The following is a 22,478-nucleotide window of genomic DNA, read 5'->3' as shown; positions in this document are numbered from 1 at the left end:
CGGTAGTTTATAGGGTGCGCGAAGGGATTGTGTTGCTTTCTCTTATGCTTTGCGTCCGACCGCGATGTCTTTGACTTCGGCGGGAAGTGCGCCCGTCTTCAGCTTCGAACTCGTGACCAGAAATACTGCCAACAGGATCGACGCCATCCCCACGTACTCCGCGGCGACGAAACGCTCGTGAATAAAGATTGCGCCAAGGATGACGGCAATCACCGGGTTGACATAGGCGTAGGTCGTCACCTTGGAGACGGCCACATTGTTGAGCAGGTAGATGTATGCTGTATAGCCCGTGAGCGAGCCAAAGATCACAAGGTAGAAGATGGATGACCATGCCTGCACATTCCAATGCGCGCCACGGTAGCTGCCTGATGCGAACATGATGCCGGTGTTGAATATTCCCCCGAACAGCATCTGCCAACCTGCTGCCGCGAATCCGCTGATTCCGATGGTCGAGCGACGCGAGATGACGGAACCAGCCGTCCAGCAGAAGGCTCCGGCAAGAATGACTGCTGTGGCTATCACCTGTCGCGAGTCGCCGTGAAAGCTGTTGCGGAGTTCAGGAGAGACCAGAAATGCGAGCCCCACAAAGCCAATGGTGATGCCGATCCATCCACGTGCAGGCAGACCTTCGCTGTTGGGAAGAAACATCTCAATCAAGGCAGCGAAGAGGGGAATGCCAGCGACAAGAAGGGCTGCAAGGCCGGTGGAGAGATATACCTCCGACCAGAGAACGGCTGTGTTGCCGCAACCGAGCATAAGCACGCCAATGGTTGCGAGCACCCCAAATTCACGTATGGTCGGAAACATTCGCACCCTGCGAATCGCGCAGAGCACAAGAAGTATGGATCCTGAGATGAGGAAGCGAGTGCTCGCTATAACAAACGGCGGCAGCTCATCCAGGCCATATCGCATGGCCAGATAAGTTGAACCCCAGAAAAAATAAACGCAGATGAACGAAATCAGGATTCGCGTACTGTGGGATGAGCTTTGCTGAGAGGAGGGCACACTTCTATCCTACGATGCGAGTTCGGCTGAGCCTGAACCGACTCAGCCGAATCGCTAACTCATTGCTCTTGGAATTATTTCTTAGAAGTTGAGCGTGACCTGCGCGCTCACCGTCCTCGGCGAGACGAAGTGGGTTCCGCTGAATGTCGAGAGGAAGTTATACAGCGCATATTTATTGGTGATATTCACTGCCGTCACACTCAGGTTGGTCTTGAACCGATCGCGGTGCAGGACGTTGTCCCATCCGGCGGCCATGTCGAACATCGTGCGCGGAGCGACGCGCGGCGGATTGCGATCATCGTTCTCCGTTCCCGGTTTCGCCAGCGATAGTAGCGGAGATGAAAGCTGTCCGGTCGGGCAGCTCGTCAACGGTGTAGTGCGTGTAGCCTGCACATTGCCGCAGCGCAGTAGAATCTGCGACTGCTGATCGGCCGTAAGGTAAGTCAGATCGGTAGGAGTCCGACCGTTGTCGATCGGCGCATTGCCCGCCACCAGACCGCTTTCATACCGCCAGGTAATGCCATACCATGGCCCGTTCGGCTTTGGCTGGTATTGCATATGCGTGGATTGCTGAAAGGCCTGATCGTGATCGATACGGAACGGCGTTCCAGCCGGAACAGGAGATTGGTTGAACAGGATGCCGCCAACTTCCGGCCCGAAGAAGCGGGAGCGAGTGTGGCCCAGCACCGAGTAGGCCGATACCCCATGTGTCATGGGAACCGTGATCTTGACGCCGAAGCCATCGATCTTTGATTTTTGCCACTGGATAGGAAAGGCCAGCGGCGTGTTCAATAGAACATCAAAGTCGTAATCGCGGTCGGTGTACTTCCAGAAGTATTCTCCATTCACAACGAGATGTTTGCCAAAGCCCTGCTCGAAGCCTGCATCGTACTGGTTGCGTGCCGCTGGCTTCAGCGCAACTGCAGCGCCCGCGCCTTCTAATCCGCCAATGCCGGTCGAACTTGAGACGATCAGATTCTCGTTATAGGGAGTCAGGAAGAGCTTGCCATAGCCAAGCCGCAGCACCGTATTCGTCGGCTTCACGTTATAGGTGGCGCCGAGGCGCGGTTCCACCATCGAGCGGCTGCTGAGGCCGTTGTAGTTGTCCACGCGTCCGCCAGCCAGAAACGACCAGTTCTTCCACACGATATTGTCCTGCAGATAGACCGCTTCCTGCTTGATGTCTGTGTGGCCGTTGAAGTGGTACAGCGATCCGTTGCGCGTTAGATCGTACGCGCCCGTGCCTGGGTTATAGTTTGGATTCGCCGTATCTCCTACCGGGCAGTTGTTCGGGTCGTTCGCATCCGGGCTCGTATCCGGAGCGCCATTCCCGTTGAGGCACGGCGCATTGAACGTTGGGTCAGTGATGCCGAGCGAGAAACCTTCATTCAGGAACGTGTGGTAAAACATCGCTCCCACTTTGTAGCTGTTGATTCCGCGCGAGTAGCTGTAATCTATCTTAAGCCCGGCATTCTGCAGCCGCCGGGATTGCGCCAGTGTCGCTGGCGTATCGCTGAAGGGATCCTTGCTGGGGAAGTAGTGGAAGTTGTCTTGGCGCAGGTAGGGGTTGATGTCGATCAGGCTATTCGCGTTGATGATGTGCGTCCACGAAGGCGCGATGTTGTAGCTGAAGATCTCTCCCCGCTGGTCCTGCCCGGCGGCCTGCTGATCGTACTGGTTCGGGTTCTGAAACCAGCTACGCGACGCGCTCAAATTCAGTTGCAGAGAATCGGCCTGAGTCGGGTGATAGTCAATGCGGTCGAAGAAGTTCTCATTGTTGCCATGCGCGTGCAACGGCTGGTTCTCCGGCGTGTCGAGATACCGCCCACTATCCACAGCGTCAAAGCTGCTGAAATTTCCGAACCGCTCATTTCCAAAGCCCAGCGCCGCGCTTCCGGTTGTTGTTCCGAACGAGCCATAGTTCAGCGAAACCGAACCCGTCGGATGTGGCAGCCCAAGTCCCGACCGCGTCGTTGTCTGCACCACCAGCGAAGCCTTGTCGCCATACTCCGGCGGCGCAATGCCATCGATCACGTTGATCGACTGAATCGCGTTCAGCGAAAGCTGGTTCCCAAAGACGCGGCTCTGCTGGTCGCTGACGGGCTGGCCGTCGATTGAGTAGGTCGTGTCCGCGTGCTCGCCCATCGGATGAAACAAGCCGTTCGAGTCCGAAGCAATTCCCGGCGTGCTCAACGTCACCAGCGAACTCAGCGGAGCGCTTGTGCTCTCCGTCGGCAGTCGCGCAAACAGCGAGCGGTCTATTGAAGTCGCCGACGTCGGATCGTTATTCACCATATCCGATGCCTCTGCATCGACCGTGACGGTCTGTGAACTCGCAGCGATTGCCAATTGAAAGTTGACGACTGTACTCGATGCCGACCGCAGCATCGTATCCTGCGTCGTAGGTTGAAAACCTGGCACAACCACTGACATGTGATAGTGATTGAAGGGAAGGTTGTTAAAGTGATACTGCCCGTTCGCATCCGTCTGCGTCGTCTGCTTGTAGCCGCTGATGGGATTTTGAATGGTGACTGCCGCAGTGGAGATCACTGCGCCGGTGGTATCCGTGACGGTCCCTGTAATGTTTCCGCTGGTTCCCTGCGCCAGCGCGCCGCTGACCAGAAGGATGAGAGAAAGGGTGATGGAAGATATTCGGGATGGAATGTGTCTGAGCATGGAGATAGGCCGTTCCTGATGCTCTCAAAGAGCATCATTTTAAAAAGCGCGATGACGCGCGAGCGCGGTGCCTTGTGGACAGAAGAATTTGAATGAAACTTTTCTGTCGCTGCCTTAGATGGAGGAGGGACTGCTTTGACCGGCAGGAGGACCGCGACTGGCCATCTCGAAACGCCACTGGAAGGGTTGTAGCGTATCGGATGCAATCGCGCTCAGGGGTTCTATCTCGATGGTCGGCGCTGGAGCCAGGTGCACCGCTGCCGGTAACGCAGAATGCATCGCCATGCAGACCGGGCAATGATCTTCCGGCGCAGGCTGATTATGCTGCGAGGTCTGCTTGAGCGAAGAGGTCTCGGCATGAGTGTGGCAAGCCTGCGCCGCACTCATAAAGGTGACCATCAGAATGCACAGCGCCGCGATCGTCCGCATCCATATTATTGGCTGCTGACTGCTTTTTCCGCGTTGGAGATAGCTCTGCATCGATATTTCGCGCTTCTATCTGTGTAGCACATCAGAGATTACAAGCCAAACTCGGCAATAATCCTAATGGGGAGCGAGTACGTCTAAAAAGCAGGGATACTACACTGTCGAAGCTGACCTTATATGACTAAGACGACATCATCCCCCGTAACGTTTTCTGCCATGGGGCTTCTGCTGGTTGCCGTGCTGGCGGTCTTCCCCGTTGGACCATGCCACGCGGCCCAGTCGGCGCAGAAGACTTTGCCCGCGGCGGACTCCGTGACCCCTCATCGCACCCGTCTCTATCTTAAGGACGGCAGCTATCAGGTGGTGATGAGCTACCGCATCGTAGGCAGCCTGGTGCATTACATTAGCGCGGAACGTGATGGCGCGGAGGAAGAGATTCCGGTTTCGCTCGTCGACCTGGATGCGACCCACCGATGGGAAAAGCGGCACTCGCCCGATCAGGCGGAGGGGAACTCCGAGAGTGGAGAACCTCCTGCTATCGATCCTGAGTTGCTCAAAGAAGAAGCCGACCGCGCCTCGCTTACCCCGGAAGTAGCGAAGGACCTTCGTTTACCGGAACAGAACAGCGTTCTCGTCCTCGACACCTTTCATGGCGCGCCTGAACTTGTTCCTCTTTCCCAGAACGACAGTGATCTGAACCCCAACACTGGACACAATATTTTGCGCGCGGTCATCAATCCGCTCTCCAGCCCGCATCAGGTCGCGCAGCTTAAGGGCGAAAAATCCTATGTGCAGCTCCATGTGGCCTCGCCTGTCTTCTACATTCGCATCGGCGATGACACGGTTCCGCCCACTGGGGGGACGCCGCTTACGGTTGATACTCACGGTGCTTCGAATGCCATCAAAACCGACTCACCTAACGGCTCTGCGAGCAACCGGTACGTTATTCTCCGAGCCGATGTCCGCACCGGCGTCCGCGATATCGCCAGCATCCGCATCGGTCTGCTGGGCGGTGCTCAACAGCAGGAGAATGTGGTTGAAACTACGTCAGAGGTTCTGCCTGGGGGCCACTGGATGAAGCTCACTCCGCAACAACCGCTGGATTTTGGAGAGTATGCTCTGATGGAAGTCCTTTCGGATAAGGTACTTAACCTGAGCGTCTGGGACTTCGGTGTACATCCCATCGCGCCGGAAAACCGGGATGTCATCAAGCCTGAACCTGCGCGCCCGCTTGTGCTTGAGCGTCGCCGTCGGGAGTAAACAGAGTCTTTGAAATACCCCGCTCCCCTGGGTTCCCTTAATGTAAGTTTTTTAAATTCATTAGGATAGCGAAGATGCTCCTGATGGAGCAAGACAGGCGCTAGCGCTCGTCGCGCACGCCCGCGATGGCGATGCGATCCATCAGGAGGCCTCTGCCCATGACGGCGATGTTGTTGCGGGTCGATTTCGCCTCGTACATCATGGTGTCGGCGGAGCGCAGGATCGTCGGCACAGTATTGCCATCTTCCGGATAGGTGGCCAGCCCAAAGCTGCCGGAGAGTCGGAGCGAAAGTCCGGCGCCCTCGAGAAAGCGCGAGGCCTGAAGGTCGTGATACGTAGTGATAGCTGCCTCGGTGGCGGCCGATTTGGACATGCCCGGAAAGAGCACGACAAACTCATCTCCGCCGTAGCGGAAGGCGCAGTTATCCGGCCCGATGGAGCGTTTCAACAGGCCTCCGGCTTCGGCCAGCAAACGGCTTCCAATGAGGTGGCCGTGCGTATCGTTGACCGATTTAAAGCGGTCGAGATCCATGAACATGAGGCTGAACACTCTACCAAGTGCAACCTGCTCGTCGAGCAGGGTGTACAGGTGGCGCGCATTGAAGAGACCGGTAACATCGTCGGTAATAGTAAGTTCGTGAATCAACGTCACCGACTTCGCGTTCTGGATCGCAATCGCGGCATAGTCGCAGAGGATTCGCAGAAACGAGATTGAATACTCCGATAACAGGTCGAGTTTGCTGTTCAGCAATTGAATGACGCCCAGTGTCTTGTCCCCTGCGCGGACAGGAATGCAGGCGATCGACTGGATTCCCAGTTCGGGATGGGCGGCTGCAAACCTAGACCACTGCGGATCGAGCACGACATTCGGCACAATCAGCGGATTGCCGGTCTGGGCGACCCATCCGGCGACGCCCTCGCCCATGGCGACGCGCAGCCCTTTGAGGCTCGCAGCATCCTGGCCGACGGCGATGGCGCAGTACAACTCGTCGGTTGCCTCGTCGACCATCATCATCGACCATCGCTCCGGTCCGAAGAACTGGGCCATCTTGTCCATGATGGCGCCGAGGATCTCTTCGAGTTCGAGGCTGGTTGTTAACGAACGCGCGACGTCGTGGAACACCTTGAGGTGATCGAGTTGCCGGCCGTCGATAACTTCAAACTTCCGCTTGTCTCTCACTTACCAGACCTCAAGAGAGCGCATTGCTTATTCAGAAGCAATTGTGTCAGCAAAGTGTTAATAGGCCTTAAGCAGTTCATCGTATCGAGAATTACGTCATCCGCCAATATGAACCATGTTTCGAGAAGGTTTCTCGAAGTCTGGTTCGCCGATGTGATGACGTGCCTCTTTCCGCATCACCACTTTGCGAATATACGCATCGAGTTCCTGATCGGTTCCACCTCGGACCATTTCTCCATAAAGATCGTGGTCGCTCTGCGAAAACAGGCAGGTGCGTATCTTCCCATCGGATGTAAGTCGTACCCTGCTGCAGTGTCCGCAGAAGGGCCGCGATACGGGCGCGATGATACCGATCTCGCCGAGTCCGTCGTCGAAGGTAAACCGCTTTGCGGTCTCACTTGCGGCATTCGGCGGAAGTTCTACCAGCGGGCGGTAAGCGCTGAGCCGGGTAATAACCTCATCCATGGGGATGACGGTCTCGGGCTTCCAACTGCGGTCTTCCTCAAGCGGCATGAATTCGATGAAGCGCACGATGATGCCTTCGCGACGCGAGAAGTCTGCGAACTGCTCAATCTGTCCATCGTTGAACCCGCGAAGGAGGACGCAGTTTACCTTGACGGGTCCGAGGCCAACAGTTTTTGCTTGTCGAATGCCTGCCATGACTCGGTCGAAGCTGCGGGGGACGCGTGTGATGGCGGAAAAGGTCGCCGCGTCCACGGCGTCCATGCTGACGGTGATGCGATTGAGCCCAGCGTCTTTCAGCGGCTTTGCCAGATCCTCCAGCAGATGGCCGTTGGTGGTGAGCGCGATATCGAGTGGATGGCCAGTTTCGGTTGGCGTGCCGTCCGGTAGATAAGCTGTGCGCATTTTTGCTAGCTCACTGACCATCTCGACCAGGCCATGACGCAGAAGCGGTTCGCCACCGGTCAGACGTACCTTTTCCACGCCGAGTGAGACGAAGCGCTCGACCATGCGCAGGTAATCAGCGATGGCAAGCTCGGTATATTGCGCGCCTTCGTTGCCGGTGCGGCAGTAGACGCATTTGTAGTTGCAGCGATCGGTGACCGAGACGCGGAGATCGGTGATGGCGCGGCCAAACTTGTCGCGCAGCCTGCCCTGCGCCTGTTGAGGAGCACCGTCCCGGTCAGCTTCAGTCCGCTCCAGAACGGTGGTAGCGGCATCGTCAATCGTTGTATAGGACATCGGGTCAGCCATCGACTTCTGTTCAACATCTATTGGATGCATTCACTTGGGGAGGGAAGCAGGCAATTGCGATATGCCTCAGTATAGCTATCGCCGGGCGATCCATTGCAAATATCGTTAACTCTTTGCCGCAAGCACCGCTTTGGTCAGGGCTGGGACGATCTCGAAGAGGTCTCCTACGACGCCGTAGTCGGCGACCTCGAAGATGGGCGCATTCTCGTCTTTATTGATTGCGATTACGGTTTTTGAGCCTTTCATCCCAACGAGATGCTGGATGGCGCCGGAGATTCCGACGGCAAGATAGAGTTTGGGCGAGACGGTCTGGCCGGAGCTACCGACCTGCCGCTCCATCGGCAGCCAGCCGTTGTCGCAGATGGGACGCGATGCGGCGAGTTCCGCCCCGAGTGCTGAGGCAAGCTCTTCGATGATGGCGATGTTCTCCTGCTCGCCGATGCCGCGACCGACGGAGACGATGACGGGTGCGGCACTGAGATCGATGGTCTGGGCTGCTTCGCGGAATGGCTCGCCGGGTGTGCTGCGAATCTGGCTGGCTTCGAGTTGTGGCGTGAAGTTTTCGAGGGTTGCCGTTCCGGCTTCGATGGCCTCGGCGCGGAAGGTTCCGGCCTGCACTGACAGGAAGCAGGGGCCTGCGCTCGAGTGCTTGTAGTCTGCGTTCAACTTGCCTTGCAGCAACTGGCGCACAAATATCGGACCATCGTGGATGGCGATGACATCGCTGATGAGCACCTGCTTGAAACGAGTTGCCAGCGCGGGAGCGAAGTCGCGCACCTGATAGGTATGCGGCATAAGCACGTAAGCTGGGGCGGCGTGCTTTAGTAATTGTTCGAGCACGACGACGTAGCCATCCGAGGTGTAGGTCTTCAGGAGTTCATACTGAACGGCGAAGACCTTTGCCAGATTTTTTCCGGTCAACTCAGAGGCAAGGGTATCAAGGTTTTCGCCGAGGACCGCAGCCGAACACTCGATGCCGAGCTTCGCCGCCAGTTGCTGGCCTGCTGCCAGAGCTTCAAAGCTCATGCGGTTCCAGATGCCACCGCGCTGCTCCATCAATACGAGAACGCTGCTCAAATCACCCTCACTTCGAACTTCAATTTCTCTACCAGTTTGGTTGCTACTTCGGCGGGAGTCCCGGTCAGCATCTCTGTTTGCTTTTGTTTCTCCGGAAGATAGACGCGTTCTAAAGTAACTGCCTTAGACGATATGGAAGCTGCGGGCTGGACCGTTTTGGTCTCTTTTGTCTTTGCCTTTTTGATGCCCATCAGCGTGGCGTAGCGCAGTTTGTTGCCTCCGGATTGGATCGTCAGCAGAGCGGGCAGAGGCATTTCGACGTGCTGAAACCAGCCATCTTCGAGTTCGCGCTTTACCTTAAGGCTGGAGCCGGTGACTTCGACCTGCATGATGATGGTCGCGTGAGGCATACCCAAGAGTTCGGCGAGGACCACGCCTGTCTGGCCGAGGCCGAGATCGTCAGATTGTAACCCTGTCAGTATCAAATCAGGGGATTCGGCTTTGGCCGCATCTGCGAGTAACTGGGCGACCCCCAGCGTGTCGCGCTCGCCGAGGTCGTCGGCTTCGATGTGGATGGCGCGGTCGGCACCTTTGGCCAGCGCTTCGCGGAGTGTGCTGGTGACGCGCTCCGGACCGGCGCAGAGTACGACCACCTCGCCGCCGGTTTTTTCTTTTAGCTGCAATGCTTCTTCAAGTGCGTAGGCATCAGGCTCGTTGATGGTGTAGCTCAAGCCGCCCTCGTCAATCCACTTGCCGTTCGCTGCAATACTAATGGGGGCATCGCGTTCCGGCACCTGCTTTATCGCTACGAGTATCTTCATTGAACTCCTGTTTTAATCTCTGATGCCGGCAGAGCTCTGGCGGTTAATTGCGCGATGTCCAGCAACTGCGGCGGAGTTTCGCCCATTGCCGAAAGCGCATCGCGGAACATGGTATTGCAGAAGGGGCAGGCAGTGCCCACGATTTGCGCGCCAGTACCCGCAAGCTCGGCTGCGCGGACGTGACTTACGCGCTCGCCGCTCTCTTCACCAAGGAAGGCAAGTCCGCCGCCAGCGCCGCAGCAGAAGCTGCGCTCGTGCGAGCGGGGGGCTTCGACCAGCTTGCCCGCCATTGACACGATTTTGCGCGGTTCTTCGTAGACCTCGCGATAGCGGCCAAGATAGCAGGGGTCGTGGTAGACGATGCTTTCGCCCGAGTTCTGCTGAGGCAAGCGGTCTTTATGGCGGGCCATGAATTCGCTGTGATGCTCGATCTCGGGAGCGATGCCGTACTCGCGCCAGTCGTTCGAGATCGTCCTGACACAATGGGGGCAGATGGCTACGATCTTCTGAACCTTTGCGGTTTCGAATGCCTTCAATCCAAACTCCGCCATTGTCTGGAACAGGAGATCATTGCCCAAGCGGCGCGCCGGATCGCCCGTGCATTTTTCTTTTTTCAGTACGCCGAATGTTGTTCCGAGATGCTGCATGACGCGTGCGAAGTCGGCGATAATCTCGCGGCCCTTGGGATCGTATCCGCCCATGCAGCCGAGCCAGAGGCAATACTTCTGGGTTCCGTCGAAGATGGGGAACGCTTGCTTTTGGATGAATTTGTCGCGCTCCATCGCGCTCAAGCCTAGAGCATTGCCTTGTTTTTCAAGCGCCAGAAAAAGTTTGGTTCCGTGCGTGTCTTCCCACTCGCCGGTGTTGGTTGCGCCGCGCCGCAGCCCGATGATGATGGGTAAGTGCTGAATGCCTACGGGACATTGGTACTCGCAACTTCCGCAGGTGGTGCACTCGAAGGCGGCTTCCATGCTCATATATTTTGCGGCCGGATTGTCGGGAGATTCTACCCGCGCATCCGTCAATAATGGCGTCTCGGAGGCTGGGCCGAACTCGTTCAGGTAGGAACGCGTGCCGAGGATAATCTCCTTGGGGTTCAGCACCTTTCCAGTGTTGGACGCGGGACAGTGCTCGGTGCAGCGACCGCACTCAACGCAACTGTAGACCTGGAGCGAGATCAATTGGGTCACATCTTTGCCGGCGACCAGGCCGAAGTCTTCATCGCCGTTAAGTGGAGGGATCTTGGAGAAGCCATCGCGTTTCAGAAAGATCGTAAACGGGCTGATGACCAGATGAAGGTGCTTGGTGTGAGGAATCAGCGGCAGGAAGACCAGCAGTGTAAGGGTGTGAGTCCACCATAGAATCTTTATTGCTGTTCCGCTGGCGTCGACAAAGAATGCGCCGAGATAGCTGACCATCAGAAGGAAGATCAGGAAGGCGATTACGCCTGATTCATAGGAGAGCTTTTTGCCTAGCCAGATGGGGCGCACAAAAAAACGCCGCACAAACAGAGCGGTGATCGAGACTGCGACCAGCAGCGCCCAGATTGCCGCAAAGATGAAGTAGAAGTTGCCGATGTAGCTGGTGGGGCTAAGGAAGCCCAGGCCGACGGCGTTGGCGATGTGGTTTAGGCTTACCAGGGCAAACGCCAGAAATCCCCAGAAGACGAAGGCGTGCGCCAGTCCGGGGAGGGGGCGCTGGCGGATGACCTTCCCCTGGCAGAGGACTTCCCATGCGAAGTCGCCTATTCTTCGGGCGATTGGGTGAAGAGAGAAGTCAGTATCTTTTTTTGAGCGGTAGATCGTCCGAAGAATGGGCCCAAAACGCCAGAAGAAAAGTGCTACTGAAATCGCAGTGGCGATGAGAAAAAGGGCGACTTCAATCTCTGAGAAGTGCACCGGCTCGGCCAGGGTTGCGGAGAGATGGATTCCGGGAATGGAAGCTGCGCCCATCGAGCGGACACCCACCGTCGCTACGCATGCTACAGCAACCATCCGAATCCATCCGCGAACTTGCGCCTCACTCAGCGCGGCCCGCATCCGTTACAGCTTCCGCAGGCGGTTCCAAGGGCCCGTCAGCTATGGAAGGAACCTTACCTTCCTAATAGCTGATGAACTCCGTGCTGCCGCGACGCAGGCGAACGCCAACGACGCCAAAGAAGAGAGCCGCCGCGAACATGATCGCATCCCAGTAGACCATGGGATGCATCCAGCCCGGAGAGAGCGTCCAGTCTTGTCCGGCCCATAGGGTGACCAGCGATGCCACGACGAAACATTGCAGGCAGAGCGTCAGAAAAAGCTGGCCGCGACGGCGGCGACGATCCAGTTGTTCGACCTGATCGGGGGTCAGATTCCGCTCTTCCAGGGGCAGCAAGGTGTTGGCCATCGGTGTACTCGTCTCCTGCGTGTGATTCCGGTTCGAAGGTTGCGTCACCCCGCCGGGTCATACCGCTCCATTAAATCACAGCAGACCATTATCGGTCGCGTGAGCGAAAAAACCTAAAGAAAATGTACCTTAGCGGCTAAAGCCGCGCAGTAAACAAAATAGCTCAGGGCACGGCTGACGCCGTGCCCTAAAGCAGGGATTTTTTAAATAAACGCCACCGACTGGATTCCGGCGACGTCAAACCGTTTCCGGCAGCGGACGTTTTTACAGCCCACCATATCGTCGCGGCGGACCATATAGCTCTGCGCCTTGGCGAAACGGGCACGATCGCGGTCGTCGGCTCCCCGGGGCAACTGTGGCTTTTTGCGCCGTACCAGCCAGCTCAGCTGATACTCGTCCTGCTGTCCGCAATGCGGACAGGTCATTACATGCGTCCGCTGTTCCGGCCGCTCATCGAAAAAATCTCGCTCTTCCATCGGGCACCTCATCCGGGGGTCTGGGACGGTTACTTCGCTGCGTCGTCCGTTATGCTGCCCTTGCGAAGAGAGTATTGCATAATCGGTGTGGGCTTTGCAGCCGGCAGGTGTCGAGATGAGCAAGCCGAAGAAGCAGGTTTTTTCGAAGATCAAAGCGGTGAAGGCGAATGCGCGAGCCCGCGTCGGCACGCCGCCGCCGGAGCGCGTCCTCCCCGATCCCAAACAGAAGCTCGCAGCCAAGCCGAAACATAAGCCCACCATGGCCGACCTGATCGGCAATATAGGAGAAGAAGAATGAAGGTCTTCCACGCCGTCGCACTTTGCACTGTTGCTGTAGCCGTCTCCGTCTCCGCTTTTGCGCAGACGATTCAGGTCAGCAAGGAAAATCGCACAATCTCCGTTACCGCGACGGATAAGGTGACGGTCATGGCGGATATCGCCACCGTTCATGTCGGATTTATCGCCTATGGCCCCAGCAGCGATGCCGCCTACGCCGCCGGATCGCGCACCTCGAATGCCATTGTCAAGGCTCTTACTGGGGCTGGTATCCCGTCCGAGTCGATCCAGAGCGAGAACCAGTCGGTTGCTCCGGTCCAGAATTATGAGGTGGAAAAGCTGAGCGACGCCGAGAAGGCGCAGCGCAAGTTCCAGGTGACGCAGAGCTGGACAGTCCGTACGAATGCCAATGAGGCGGCGAAGGTGCTTGATCTCGCCGTCAAGGCCGGTGCCAACCAGAGCGGCCAGATTGACTGGAGCTTCAAGGACGAGAACGCTCCCGAGGCTGAGGCAGCCGCCAAGGCCTTGAAGCACGCGCGCACGCAGGCCGAACAGATGGCGCAGAGTCTCAATGCCAAACTAGGGGTGCTGCTCTATGCCAGTAACGAGGTGCAGCCCTCACTGATTCGCCCGATGATGCGCGCCATGGCTGCGCCGATGGGGATGGAGAAGGTTCAGCCACTGGCTATCAATCCCCGCGAGATTGAAAAGTCTGCCACCGTCACCGCCGTTTTCGCCATCGAATAGGTCTATGAAGGAAGCGCCTTATGACGATTCACGCGTACCGCGAACTCAAACCTACTCCTGAAGCGGAGGCCACCTACCTCCGTTGGCTTTCACAGCTTAACGAAGAGTTCACTCGCTGCCAATCCATTGACCGTCGCTCCGAGATCGTTCGCGACGAACTTCACCAGATTTATCTCGGCCGAATTTATGGCGGACGTAAACAGACCACTCTTACGATCGAGCTAGCGTCGAGCGTACTGGCTGAGTCCTTCGATCCGCGCAACGCTACGCTTGAGCCTGAGTATTATGGGGACGTCGACCCGGCGCAGTATGCACCGCGCAAGCCGCTGATCTGGTTCTGGCAGATGTTCGACCGCTCGCCGTTGGGGCTGAATCACTGGCTGGGATTCCGCTTTCGCTGCATGCTGGGGCGACATATTTTTAAGCATGTCGGCAAGCATGTGAAGATCTTCCACAATGTCGAGTTCACCTTTGGTTACAACCTGACCATCGAAGACAACTGCACGATCCACAAGAATGTCATGCTCGACGATCGGGGCGGCATCATTCTGCATGAAGGCACCAGTGTTGCAGATTATGCCAATATCTACAGCCATACGCATGACATCAACATGCAGGCGGATGTGACGAATAAGCCTACGGAGCTTGGTCCGCGGGCGCGTGTTACCTACCATGGCACGGTACTGGCGGGCTCGAATGTTGGCGAAGATGCCATGCTGGGCGCGATGGCTGTCGCTACCCGTGACGTGCCTGCGGCGAGCGTCTCGGTGGGGATTCCTGCCCATGTGAAGCGCCAGAAGGCCAAGCCTCCGATAAGCTAGAGATATGAATCAGGAAGTTGTGCTGGTGCTTTTTCAGGTTGTTGTACTTGTGCTTGCCTTCAGCGTCCATGAGTGCGCCCATGCGTGGGTTGCGTGGAAGCTGGGCGATCCGACGGGTAAAATGCTGGGGCGTGTCACGCTGAATCCGCTGAAACACCTTGATCCATTGGGTTCGGTGTTTATGCCGCTACTGGCGCTGGTCTACCATTGGCCGCTCATCGGATGGGCCAAGCCTACGCCAGTGACGGCGCGTAACTTCAAGAATTATAAGAGGGACGACATCCTGGTGACGCTTGCCGGGCCTGCCAGCAATCTGGCTATGGCTACGGTGGCGCTGCTGCTGCTCATTATTCTCAAGCATGTGATCGCAGGGGGGATATCGGCGGTGGCGACGGCGGTAGCGCTGGCTTCCAATATGAAAGGTATCTCCACAGCGAACCTTCCGACATTGTTCCCCGTGGCTCTGTTCCTTTATTTTGTGATCCTTATCAATCTGTTGCTGTTCATCTTTAACCTGATCCCAATTCCTCCTTTGGACGGAAGCCATATTTTGCGGCACTTTCTGCCCTACAAGGCGGTGCAACTCTATGACCGGATGGGCATGATTGGTTTGATTGTGCTGTTTCTGATTGGAGGGAGCTTTATCTTCACGTTGTTCTTCAACCCTCTGCTGGGGACTTTTAATCGGCTTCTTTTTACGCTTTGACCGCCGTGGTTGTTCTGCAATGCCGACACACGATTTCGCCAGCCAGCCCATCATGTAACCTTAGGTTTTGATAGCAATGACTGAAAATACATCGATTACTCCGCGCGGCCGCGTTTTGAGCGGTATGCGTCCCACGGGCCGGTTGCATCTCGGCAACTATATGGGTGCGCTCTATAACTGGGTGAAGCTCCAGCATGAATATGAGTGCTATTTCTTCATCGCGGATTATCACGCGCTAACGACTGACTATGCGGATACAAGCAATCTCAAGCAAAACATCCGCGATGTGGCCCTCGATTTCCTCTCTGCGGGGCTTGATCCGGGGCTTTGCACAATCTTTATTCAAAGCAAGGTTCCAGCTCATTTCGAGCTTAACGATTTGTTGGGGATGATCACACCGTTAAGTTGGCTCGAGCGCGTTCCCAGCTATAAGGATCAGCAGGAGCAGCTAAAAGAAAAGGACCTCGCTACTTTCGGCTTCCTTGGCTACCCGCTGCTGCAGTCCGCCGACATCCTTCTTTATCAGCCCAAGTATGTCCCCGTTGGTAAAGACCAAGAGGCACACGTTGAGATTACCCGCGAGATTGCGCGTCGTTTCAACTCGTTGTATCCGGGGCGTTTTTATCTTGATGCCAACGCGGCTCCCTGGGAGTTGGATGCTGTCAAAACGAAGGCGCGGAAGATCGCGAAACAGCCCGATAAAGACGATTTCAACACTCATGAACTGGTTCAGGCAGCACATCAAACAAAGCTCAAATCGGGGTACTTTGTTGAGACTATTCTTCCCGAGCCTGAAGTCCTGTTGACGCCCTCGCCCAAGCTGCCTGGCACCGATGGCCGCAAGATGTCGAAGAGCTATAAGAACACGATTCTGCTCTCCGATTCGGAGCCGGAGATTCGGTCGAAGCTGAAGACAATGGTCACCGATCCGGCCCGGATTCGCCGCGAAGACCCCGGCAATCCGGATGTTTGTCCGGTCTTCGATCTGCATAAGGTCTTTTCGACAGAAGAGACCCAGCAGAAGGCGCGTGAAGGCTGCACAACTGCTGGAATAGGATGTATCGAGTGCAAGGGCTGGCTGGCCGATGGCGTAGTTAAGGCGCTGGCGCCTATACAGGAGCGCCGCCGTTATTTTGAGGCGAATCCCGCTGAGGTCGATGCGATTCTCGCGGACGGCGCTACAAGAGCAGCAGCACGTGCCGCAATAACGATGCAGCAGGTTCGCTCTGTGGTAGGTCTCGAATAACTATGGCTGAAGATATTCTCCATCCCGAAGGCACGTCTGAGCAGCCCCACGAGACAGAACATGCAGAGGCTGCGGTCGAGCAAACTGTTGCGACACCCGACACGACGACCCCTGATGCTGCAGAGTCGCATGAGCCTTTTGAGTTGCAGCCCAAGCCGGTTCCCCCCGCGCCGCCGGAGCCGAAGCGGCCTTCCGCGGCCAAGGAAGAGGCTTCGCAGTCGCCCTTTTCGGTTACCGTACGCCACGTCTACGATGGGCCGCTTGATCTGCTGCTGGACCTGATTCGCAAGCAGAATATCGATATTTACGACATTCCGATTGCGCGGATCACCAGCCAGTTTCTGGACTATACGCATCAGTTGAAGCAGACCGATGTAGATGCCGCAGGCGAGTTTATTTACATGGCCTCGCTGCTGATCCATATCAAGTCGAAGACACTGCTGCCGCGCGACCCCAGCGATGTGCTCGGCGGCGACCCGGAAGACCCGCGGCGTGAACTTGTGGAGCGGCTGCTGGAGCATGAGCGCTTTAAGGCGGCGGCGCAGATGCTGATGCAGAAGCAACAGATTGAAGAGGCCACTTGGACGAATCCGGGGATGCGCGAGTTCAAAGAGGCGGCCGGCGCCGAACGCGAGATTGCCGCCGATACCGTTGATCTGGTGCGCGTGTTCCAGGATATTTTGAGCCGTCTACGGGAGCGGCCAGTCCTGAATGTGGACGAGGAGTCCGTGACTGTCGCACAGATGATCGATTATGTGAAGCGGCGGCTCCTGATGGAAGAGAAGCCGGTGAGCCTACGGCGGCTGCTGCACAATACCCATACCGAGCGCGCGCTGATCTGCATGTTTCTGGCGATGCTGGAATTGGTGCGTCTACAGGCGGTGCTATTGCATCAGCCGATGCAGGAGGGCGACATCCTTATCAAGAAGACGGATAACTTCGATGCTGTCTTTGCCGATCAGGCGCAGGCCCGGGACGATTGGCGGTAGTGAGCTATTGCTGCTTTGGGCCGATTGCTATGGATTCGGCGCATTGGTGGGCAGAGCCGCAAGGGCGAAGGCGAAGACAGTCCCTGCGGGGATGTTCACGTTTCGGCCTGAGGAATTGAACGAACCGGATTCCGGCTTGCGGATGTCGCTGGTGAAGTTAATGCCAGGAATTGCATTGGTTTGCGAGAAGACGCCGGTTGGCGCGGGGGCAGGGGCGGGCCGATCCTGGTGACGCTTCGGCGGACCGGCTATTTCTGAACCTTGATAACCTTGCGCGGGTGGTGTTCCGGTCATCCCGGCACCGACGCCTACGCCGGGCGTGGTTCGATCGGCGGCGGCGGAGACGACGGTTGGGTTGAGGAGGCTGGGAGGCTGGCCGATCCAGAGAATGGTCGCCTTGATCGGGATTTGGCGGCCATCCTTCAACTGGATCCTGTCGAAGGTCACGGTTACAGTGGAGTCGCTCTTGCTGAGCGACGGTTGGACGGTATCGACGCGTCCGAGCAGTTTGCTGTTGGTCTCGAGGTCGACGCCATCGCCAAGGTGAATCTTTACCTCGGGCCTGGCGAGGACGGTGTCTCCCTCTTTTACCTTTCGGGCGTCGAGAGTTTTGTCCAGTACGGCGCGGACTCCCACCAGATGAATTGCCGCCGGAGAGTGGGGAACTGTTTGCGCCGTGGCGAAGGGGGTGAGAGCGAGGCAGAGGGTGAGGGACTTCTGGAGAATGGACCTGTGCGTGCGTATCTCTGACGGCATTTTCGCCTGCTCCGCTCTGATTTTTTTCTGCGGTCCCATCATACTTGTGTGCGGGCATATCCCAACCGGCGGAGGAGCGGGACCATGGTGAGACCCTGCGCGAGGACAGAGAATACGACAACGGTGTAGGTGATCGACAGCAGTTCGATTGCCCCGGCGCGATGCGCCAACGTCAGGACGAGGGCGACGGAAAGCGCGCCGCGGAGCCCTCCCCAGGTAAGCACGGCGCACAGGGCTCCGAAGCGGTCTACATAGCGGCGGAGAGGGAACAGGACGACCGCGACCGATGCTGCGCGCGCCAGCAGAACGGCAGGAATGGTCAGCAGGCCAGCGACGAAGAGGCGCGTTGAGAAGGGCACCAAGATCATGGCGAACCCGAGCAGAAGGAACAGAACGACATTGAGCATGTCATCGAGTAGAGCCCAGAAATCAGCAACTTCCTGCCGGACAGGTGTGGAAACGGCATGTGCGCGGTAGCTGACCATGAGGCCAGCGGCGACGGCTTCGAGCGGCGCGGAGAGGTGCAGTGCGTCCGCAAGAGCGTATCCGCCCATGGCCAGGGCGAGGGTGAGCAGGGTGCGAAGAGTGTAGTCGTCGCTTAGGCGAATCAGGCGCGAGACGGCGTACCCTGCGATGAGCCCCAGCGCGAGACCACCACCGGCTTCGAGTAGGAACAGGATGGAAAAACGCGAGAGAGAAGGCATTCCATGTGGGCCGGATGCCTCGAGGAGCGCAAGGAAGAGGACGGCGCCGACGCCATCGTTGAAGAGCGATTCGCCGCCGAGCAGGGTTTGCACCTCGGCGGGGGCTTTGACGCGGCGCAGCATTTCGAGCACAGCGACGGGGTCGGTGGGCGAGATGAGTGCGCCGAAGATGAGGCAGGTCGGGACGTCGGCAGCCATGCGGCAGAGGTGCAGGATCAGCCAGAGTAGGCCTGCAACGAAGAGGGTGGCAAGTATAGTGCCGACTACCGAGAGCGCGGCGACTGGGAAAGCCTGTTTCTTCAGACGCCCGAGATCGAGATGCAGGGCACCCGCGAAGAGCAGGAAGGCAAGCATCCCGTGCAAAACGATGGCGTTGAAATCGATGGACTGAACAAGCTTCGTGGCGAAGTCCTGGATGCCGGGAAGGTGTTTGCCGAGTACGGTGAGGATGGAGACGGCGACAACCGAGAGAGCGAGCGTGCCGATGGTAGGAGGAAGGCGCAGGAAGCGGTTGCTCACCAGACCGAAGAGCGCGGCGAGGCAGACGATCACGCTAAGCAGGGCAAAGAGGGTCAAGGTGTCAGCCTATCGCATGTTCAACTTATTCTGGAAGTAAGAGTACAAAACAAAGAGCCCCGGCTTATGGGCCGGGGCTTTCTATGCTTCTGCATCCTACTAGCTTAGTCTGCGGCGAAGCGCGGCGGCTAGCCGAGCATCCCCGTACCCATCAGCATCAGCGAGACTGGTTCCTGCATGACAGCGCTTGACCCATTGGCAGCGCTGCCGTGAATTCGGTGTCGGTGAACATAAGGTGAAACATAATCGAAATTAAGCAATTTTCAGGCCAAAGCATAACCGTAAAAAGCTCCTGATCCGTGTCTTTCGGAGACCGATTGTGGGCAAAGTTTTTCCATTTATGCAAAAGAATGCCACCTCGGTCTCCGGCATGCGAGTCGCCGTGCGACTCCCTAAACGATTTTCTGGTAGACCTCAACCGTTGCATCGTCGAAGCAGCAGAAAATTACCCGGTCTACGTCGCTGCTTTGCAGATGCTGGCGAACTGTGTGGACGGCGATCTCCGCTGCCTGCTGAAGGGGGAAGCGATAGATGCCGGTCGAGATCGCCGGGAATGCGATGGACTTCGCGTTGTGCTCGCCGGCTAGCTCCATGCAGCGGCGGTAGCAGCCCGCCAGCAGGTCGGCTTCGCCGTGGGAGCCGCCGCTCCAGACCGGACCCACGGCATGGAAGATCCACTTTGCCGGGAGATCGAAGCCAGACGTGGCCTTGGCCGAACCGGTTGCGCAGCCGTGGAGCTTTTCGCACGCTCTGAGAAGTTCCTTACCCGCTGCCCTGTGAATTGCGCCGTCGACCCCGCCTCCGCCGAGCAGGGAGTTGTTGGCCGCGTTTACGATTGCGTCGACGGCAAGCTGTGTAATGTCTCCGCGAACGACTTCCATTCGTGCCATTTTTACCCTCCATGCTGAAACATACTATTGAGATCGCGTCGAACGGGTGCGGCGTTGGTATGCTTAGGGAATAAACTATGAGCCTTAAAGCCAAGATCGAAGCCGTCATCTATGCCTCGGAAGAGCCAGTCACTCTGGCTCAACTTGTCGGCCTGCTGGGGCATGAAGCCCAGGCTGAACTCGACCAGATTGAGGCCGCTCAGCAATCGCTTGATCTGCAAGAGGCTTCGGCGGGCGTCGATATCCTCAACAACGAGGTTCTTGACCAGGAAGAAGGAATCGAGGAAGAGGGGGGAGCGTCTTCTCCGTTAAGCGAAGCGGTACCTTCGGCTGGAGAACTGCATTCGACCGAAGCCGCAGAACCAAGAAGCGAAGCTCCTGCGGATGCCGTCCCGGTCCCCGACGAAAAGAAGATTGCACGCGAGGCCAAGGAGAAGGAACGCCGCCTGCGGGACTATTTCCGGGCTATGCTCGACCAGCTTGTTAAGGATTATGCGACCGGCGACCGTGGTCTTGAAATTCGTGAGGTCGCCAGCGGCTATCGTCTTGCCACCAAGCCGGAGTATCACGATGCTGTCCGCGGCTTCGTCAAATCGCTGAAACCACCGCTGAAGCTTTCGCTGCAGGCGCTGGAGACCCTGGCGGTGGTGGCTTACAAACAGCCGGTCACGGCACCCGAGATCTCGGAGATTCGCGGTGTCGATTCGGGCGGCGTTCTGGGCAGTCTGATGGCGCGCAAGCTGGTCACTACCGCCGGCCGCAAGCAGGTGATCGGCCGCCCGATCCTCTATAAGACGACACGTGACTTTCTCCTGCGCTTTGGCCTCAAGGACATCAACGAGCTGCCCAGCATCGAAGAGTTCGAGAAGATGGCCGGAGAACTGGCCGAGCAGGAAGAGATTCCCATGGAGCATCATGCTGAAGCGGGAGAGGCTCCGGGGGATCGTGAAGAAGGGGCGCACGCCATCGACGCCGAGCGACACACCCATGCGCTTCAGGCGGACGGCAGTCCCGATCCGGAGGACAACCCGCTCGATGATCCACTGGACGCTTCGAAAGAACCTGTCGACAGCGATGGAGAGAATGACCCGCTCGACAAACCTGAAGAGGATCATGAGGGGGCCGCTGAACCAGAGCCTCAATGAAGTAGCTTTTATAAAGCCTTTGACGCCAGCGAGAGACATTGATCAATGATGAGGGCGCCAGATCACCAGCGTTCTGAGATACAACTATTTACGCAGCAGATACAATCTACAGAGAAGTACCCGACCGCGATGAGCAGCCCCGCAGTCAGAAAGCCAGGAATATGACCACGAAAAGCGTAAAACAGCCCGAGGAAGCCCCTCAGGGCGACCGTCTCCAGAAGATTCTTGCGCAAGCCGGTATCGCCAGCCGCCGCAAGGCCGAACAGATCATCCTCGATGGTCGCGTGCAGGTGAACGGCAATGTCATTAAAGAGCTGGGCACCCGTCACGATATCTCAAAAGATCACATCCGCGTCGACGGTAAGCTGCTGCATGGCCGCGAGCAGCAGCGCTATTACATGCTCAACAAGCCGCGAGGCTACGTCACCACGCTCGACGATCCGGAGAAGCGCCCCACCGTCATGGAGCTGATGACGAAGCAGAAGGGGCCGCATGGCGACCATGTGCGGCTCTATCCTGTCGGGCGGCTGGATTATCTCTCCGAAGGACTGCTTTTGATGACCAACGATGGCGAACTGGCAAACTCGCTCTCGAAGGCTGCTGCGGGGGTGGAGAAGACGTACCTCGTCAAAATTAGCGGACAGCCGCCTGCCAGCGGGCTCGACCAGATCCGGCGCGGCATCATGATTGATCGTGGGCGGCTCAACGAAGTCCGCAGCGGACGGCGCGACCGGGTCATTACGGCTCCGGCAAAGCTCGAACTCGTCCGTGGCGGGGATAATCCCTGGTATGAACTGACGCTTACCGAAGGCCGCAATCGCCAGCTTCGAAAGATGTTCGAGGAGATTGGGCACCATGTTGAAAAGATTCGCCGCATCGGCTACGGCGCGTTGCGTCTCGATGTGCCTCCGGGCGAGTTTCGCGAACTGACGCCGGGCGAAGTGACGGCGCTGGGACGCGCGGCCAAGGGCCAGAAAGTCGTCCCGAAGAAGAAGACACCCGAGTTTGCGCAGCTCAAAACGCCCGCGAAGCCGAAATCGAGCAGGCCGCGCCGAACGTTTGTGGGGAAATCCACAGCTCCGCGACGACGGCCAGTTTAGCTTCTCTTTTCCGCTTGCAATTGATTTAGTTATCTTGCTGCTGGCCTTAGCAAGTGGCTTC

Annotated in this window: 22 protein-coding genes; 9 read left to right on the top strand and 13 right to left on the bottom strand. The window is 57.5% G+C overall.

What is annotated here, in order from left to right; translation table 11 throughout:
• Positions 1–42: 42 nt before the first annotated feature.
• From P4G45_RS13930 to P4G45_RS13920, 3 genes are all read right to left on the bottom strand, one after another.
• Positions 43–1,005 (bottom strand): EamA family transporter, encoded by a 963-nt coding sequence (locus P4G45_RS13930; protein WP_348267083.1) that lies wholly within the window; start codon positions 1,003–1,005, stop codon positions 43–45.
• 81 nt (positions 1,006–1,086) lie between these two features.
• Positions 1,087–3,681 carry a TonB-dependent receptor gene (locus P4G45_RS13925; protein ID WP_348267082.1) on the bottom strand — a complete coding sequence of 865 codons (2,595 nt, stop codon included), beginning with the start codon at positions 3,679–3,681 and terminating at the stop codon, positions 1,087–1,089.
• A gap of 114 nt (positions 3,682–3,795) precedes the next feature.
• Entirely contained in the window at positions 3,796–4,110 is a 315-nt protein-coding gene (locus P4G45_RS13920) for a DUF2946 family protein (RefSeq protein ID WP_348267081.1), read from the bottom strand.
• 174 nt (positions 4,111–4,284) lie between these two features.
• On the opposite strand from P4G45_RS13920, the gene P4G45_RS13915 reads away from it, so the two are divergent.
• The gene (locus tag P4G45_RS13915; RefSeq protein WP_348267080.1) at positions 4,285–5,367 is read left to right on the top strand and encodes a hypothetical protein; all 1,083 of its coding nucleotides are present in this window, start codon (positions 4,285–4,287) and stop codon (positions 5,365–5,367) included.
• Positions 5,368–5,467: 100 nt separating this feature from the next.
• Here the strand turns inward: P4G45_RS13915 and P4G45_RS13910 are convergent, their stop codons facing one another.
• The 7 genes from P4G45_RS13910 to P4G45_RS13880 all read right to left on the bottom strand — a co-directional run bounded on the left by P4G45_RS13910 (position 5,468) and on the right by P4G45_RS13880 (position 12,461).
• On the bottom strand, positions 5,468–6,547 hold the full coding sequence (locus tag P4G45_RS13910) for a sensor domain-containing diguanylate cyclase (RefSeq protein WP_348267079.1): 1,080 nt from the start codon (positions 6,545–6,547) through the stop codon (positions 5,468–5,470).
• Positions 6,548–6,643: 96 nt separating this feature from the next.
• Complete coding sequence (gene moaA / locus P4G45_RS13905) at positions 6,644–7,762, bottom strand: GTP 3',8-cyclase MoaA (protein ID WP_348267078.1); 1,119 nt, start codon at positions 7,760–7,762, stop codon at positions 6,644–6,646.
• Positions 7,763–7,867: 105 nt separating this feature from the next.
• A complete protein-coding gene (locus P4G45_RS13900) occupies positions 7,868–8,839 on the bottom strand; it encodes an electron transfer flavoprotein subunit alpha/FixB family protein (RefSeq protein ID WP_348267077.1) in 972 nt (323 codons plus the stop codon).
• Positions 8,836–9,600 (bottom strand): electron transfer flavoprotein subunit beta/FixA family protein, encoded by a 765-nt coding sequence (locus tag P4G45_RS13895; protein ID WP_348267076.1) that lies wholly within the window; start codon positions 9,598–9,600, stop codon positions 8,836–8,838. The genes P4G45_RS13900 and P4G45_RS13895 overlap by 4 nt, the downstream gene beginning before the upstream one ends.
• Positions 9,597–11,594: a (Fe-S)-binding protein gene (locus P4G45_RS13890; RefSeq protein ID WP_348267075.1), complete on the bottom strand. Its 1,998-nt coding sequence runs from the start codon at positions 11,592–11,594 to the stop codon at positions 9,597–9,599. Before P4G45_RS13890 ends, P4G45_RS13895 begins: the two co-directional genes overlap by 4 nt.
• 106 nt (positions 11,595–11,700) lie before the next feature.
• On the bottom strand, positions 11,701–11,985 hold the full coding sequence (locus P4G45_RS13885; RefSeq protein ID WP_348267074.1) for a hypothetical protein: 285 nt from the start codon (positions 11,983–11,985) through the stop codon (positions 11,701–11,703).
• Positions 11,986–12,188: 203 nt separating this feature from the next.
• The gene (locus tag P4G45_RS13880) at positions 12,189–12,461 is read right to left on the bottom strand and encodes a hypothetical protein (protein ID WP_348267073.1); all 273 of its coding nucleotides are present in this window, start codon (positions 12,459–12,461) and stop codon (positions 12,189–12,191) included.
• A 115-nt stretch (positions 12,462–12,576) separates the two neighbouring features.
• Here P4G45_RS13880 and P4G45_RS13875 point away from each other — a divergent pair, with 115 nt between their 5' ends.
• From P4G45_RS13875 to P4G45_RS13850, 6 genes are all read left to right on the top strand, one after another.
• Entirely contained in the window at positions 12,577–12,759 is a 183-nt protein-coding gene (locus tag P4G45_RS13875; RefSeq protein ID WP_348267072.1) for a hypothetical protein, read from the top strand.
• Entirely contained in the window at positions 12,756–13,484 is a 729-nt protein-coding gene (locus P4G45_RS13870) for an SIMPL domain-containing protein (protein ID WP_348267071.1), read from the top strand. Before P4G45_RS13875 ends, P4G45_RS13870 begins: the two co-directional genes overlap by 4 nt.
• Before the next feature lie 20 nt (positions 13,485–13,504).
• Entirely contained in the window at positions 13,505–14,305 is an 801-nt protein-coding gene (locus P4G45_RS13865) for an acyltransferase (RefSeq protein WP_348267070.1), read from the top strand.
• Between the two features lie 4 nt (positions 14,306–14,309).
• The gene (locus tag P4G45_RS13860) at positions 14,310–15,011 is read left to right on the top strand and encodes a site-2 protease family protein (protein ID WP_348267069.1); all 702 of its coding nucleotides are present in this window, start codon (positions 14,310–14,312) and stop codon (positions 15,009–15,011) included.
• A gap of 76 nt (positions 15,012–15,087) precedes the next feature.
• Positions 15,088–16,257: a tryptophan--tRNA ligase gene (gene trpS, locus P4G45_RS13855; protein ID WP_348267068.1), complete on the top strand. Its 1,170-nt coding sequence runs from the start codon at positions 15,088–15,090 to the stop codon at positions 16,255–16,257.
• 2 nt (positions 16,258–16,259) lie between these two features.
• Entirely contained in the window at positions 16,260–17,246 is a 987-nt protein-coding gene (locus P4G45_RS13850; RefSeq protein WP_348267067.1) for a segregation/condensation protein A, read from the top strand.
• 27 nt (positions 17,247–17,273) lie between these two features.
• On the opposite strand, the gene P4G45_RS13845 is transcribed toward P4G45_RS13850, so the two are convergent.
• The 3 genes from P4G45_RS13845 to P4G45_RS13835 form a co-directional block, all read right to left on the bottom strand.
• On the bottom strand, positions 17,274–18,002 hold the full coding sequence (locus P4G45_RS13845) for a hypothetical protein (protein WP_348267066.1): 729 nt from the start codon (positions 18,000–18,002) through the stop codon (positions 17,274–17,276).
• Positions 18,003–18,040: 38 nt separating this feature from the next.
• Positions 18,041–19,282 (bottom strand): sodium:proton antiporter, encoded by a 1,242-nt coding sequence (locus tag P4G45_RS13840; RefSeq protein WP_348267065.1) that lies wholly within the window; start codon positions 19,280–19,282, stop codon positions 18,041–18,043.
• Between the two features lie 392 nt (positions 19,283–19,674).
• Positions 19,675–20,172 (bottom strand): O-acetyl-ADP-ribose deacetylase, encoded by a 498-nt coding sequence (locus tag P4G45_RS13835; RefSeq protein WP_348267064.1) that lies wholly within the window; start codon positions 20,170–20,172, stop codon positions 19,675–19,677.
• 77 nt (positions 20,173–20,249) lie between these two features.
• Between P4G45_RS13835 and scpB the strand changes: the two genes are divergently transcribed.
• Both scpB and P4G45_RS13825 read left to right on the top strand, forming a co-directional pair.
• Complete coding sequence (scpB, locus tag P4G45_RS13830; protein ID WP_348267063.1) at positions 20,250–21,317, top strand: SMC-Scp complex subunit ScpB; 1,068 nt, start codon at positions 20,250–20,252, stop codon at positions 21,315–21,317.
• A gap of 161 nt (positions 21,318–21,478) precedes the next feature.
• Positions 21,479–22,417: a pseudouridine synthase gene (locus tag P4G45_RS13825; protein WP_348267062.1), complete on the top strand. Its 939-nt coding sequence runs from the start codon at positions 21,479–21,481 to the stop codon at positions 22,415–22,417.
• Positions 22,418–22,478: the final 61 nt, after the last annotated feature.

Origin of the sequence: Edaphobacter paludis, assembly GCF_039993895.1 — a bacterium.
In the GTDB taxonomy this organism is placed as follows: Bacteria; Acidobacteriota; Terriglobia; order Terriglobales; family Acidobacteriaceae; genus Edaphobacter; species Edaphobacter paludis.
The sequence above is the reverse complement of the archived record's forward strand: the minus strand, read 5'-3'. Positions and strand labels throughout refer to the sequence as shown.

Bases quoted from the DNA above. Each gene is read 5' to 3' on its own strand.
- scpB (WP_348267063.1), top strand. From the start codon at position 20,250: ATGAGCCTTAAAGCCAAGATCGAAGCCGTCATCTATGCCTCGGAAGAG.
- P4G45_RS13860 (WP_348267069.1), top strand. From the start codon at position 14,310: ATGAATCAGGAAGTTGTGCTGGTGCTTTTTCAGGTTGTTGTACTTGTG.
- P4G45_RS13825 (WP_348267062.1), top strand. From the start codon at position 21,479: ATGACCACGAAAAGCGTAAAACAGCCCGAGGAAGCCCCTCAGGGCGAC.
- P4G45_RS13880 (WP_348267073.1), bottom strand. From the start codon at position 12,461: ATGGAAGAGCGAGATTTTTTCGATGAGCGGCCGGAACAGCGGACGCAT.
- moaA (WP_348267078.1), bottom strand. From the start codon at position 7,762: ATGGCTGACCCGATGTCCTATACAACGATTGACGATGCCGCTACCACC.
- P4G45_RS13850 (WP_348267067.1), top strand. From the start codon at position 16,260: ATGGCTGAAGATATTCTCCATCCCGAAGGCACGTCTGAGCAGCCCCAC.
- P4G45_RS13875 (WP_348267072.1), top strand. From the start codon at position 12,577: ATGAGCAAGCCGAAGAAGCAGGTTTTTTCGAAGATCAAAGCGGTGAAG.
- P4G45_RS13920 (WP_348267081.1), bottom strand. From the start codon at position 4,110: ATGCGGACGATCGCGGCGCTGTGCATTCTGATGGTCACCTTTATGAGT.
- P4G45_RS13915 (WP_348267080.1), top strand. From the start codon at position 4,285: ATGACTAAGACGACATCATCCCCCGTAACGTTTTCTGCCATGGGGCTT.
- P4G45_RS13925 (WP_348267082.1), bottom strand. From the start codon at position 3,681: ATGCTCAGACACATTCCATCCCGAATATCTTCCATCACCCTTTCTCTC.
- P4G45_RS13890 (WP_348267075.1), bottom strand. From the start codon at position 11,594: ATGGTTGCTGTAGCATGCGTAGCGACGGTGGGTGTCCGCTCGATGGGC.
- P4G45_RS13895 (WP_348267076.1), bottom strand. From the start codon at position 9,600: ATGAAGATACTCGTAGCGATAAAGCAGGTGCCGGAACGCGATGCCCCC.
- P4G45_RS13865 (WP_348267070.1), top strand. From the start codon at position 13,505: ATGACGATTCACGCGTACCGCGAACTCAAACCTACTCCTGAAGCGGAG.
- P4G45_RS13835 (WP_348267064.1), bottom strand. From the start codon at position 20,172: ATGGCACGAATGGAAGTCGTTCGCGGAGACATTACACAGCTTGCCGTC.
- P4G45_RS13885 (WP_348267074.1), bottom strand. From the start codon at position 11,985: ATGGCCAACACCTTGCTGCCCCTGGAAGAGCGGAATCTGACCCCCGAT.
- P4G45_RS13870 (WP_348267071.1), top strand. From the start codon at position 12,756: ATGAAGGTCTTCCACGCCGTCGCACTTTGCACTGTTGCTGTAGCCGTC.
- P4G45_RS13845 (WP_348267066.1), bottom strand. From the start codon at position 18,002: ATGCCGTCAGAGATACGCACGCACAGGTCCATTCTCCAGAAGTCCCTC.
- trpS (WP_348267068.1), top strand. From the start codon at position 15,088: ATGACTGAAAATACATCGATTACTCCGCGCGGCCGCGTTTTGAGCGGT.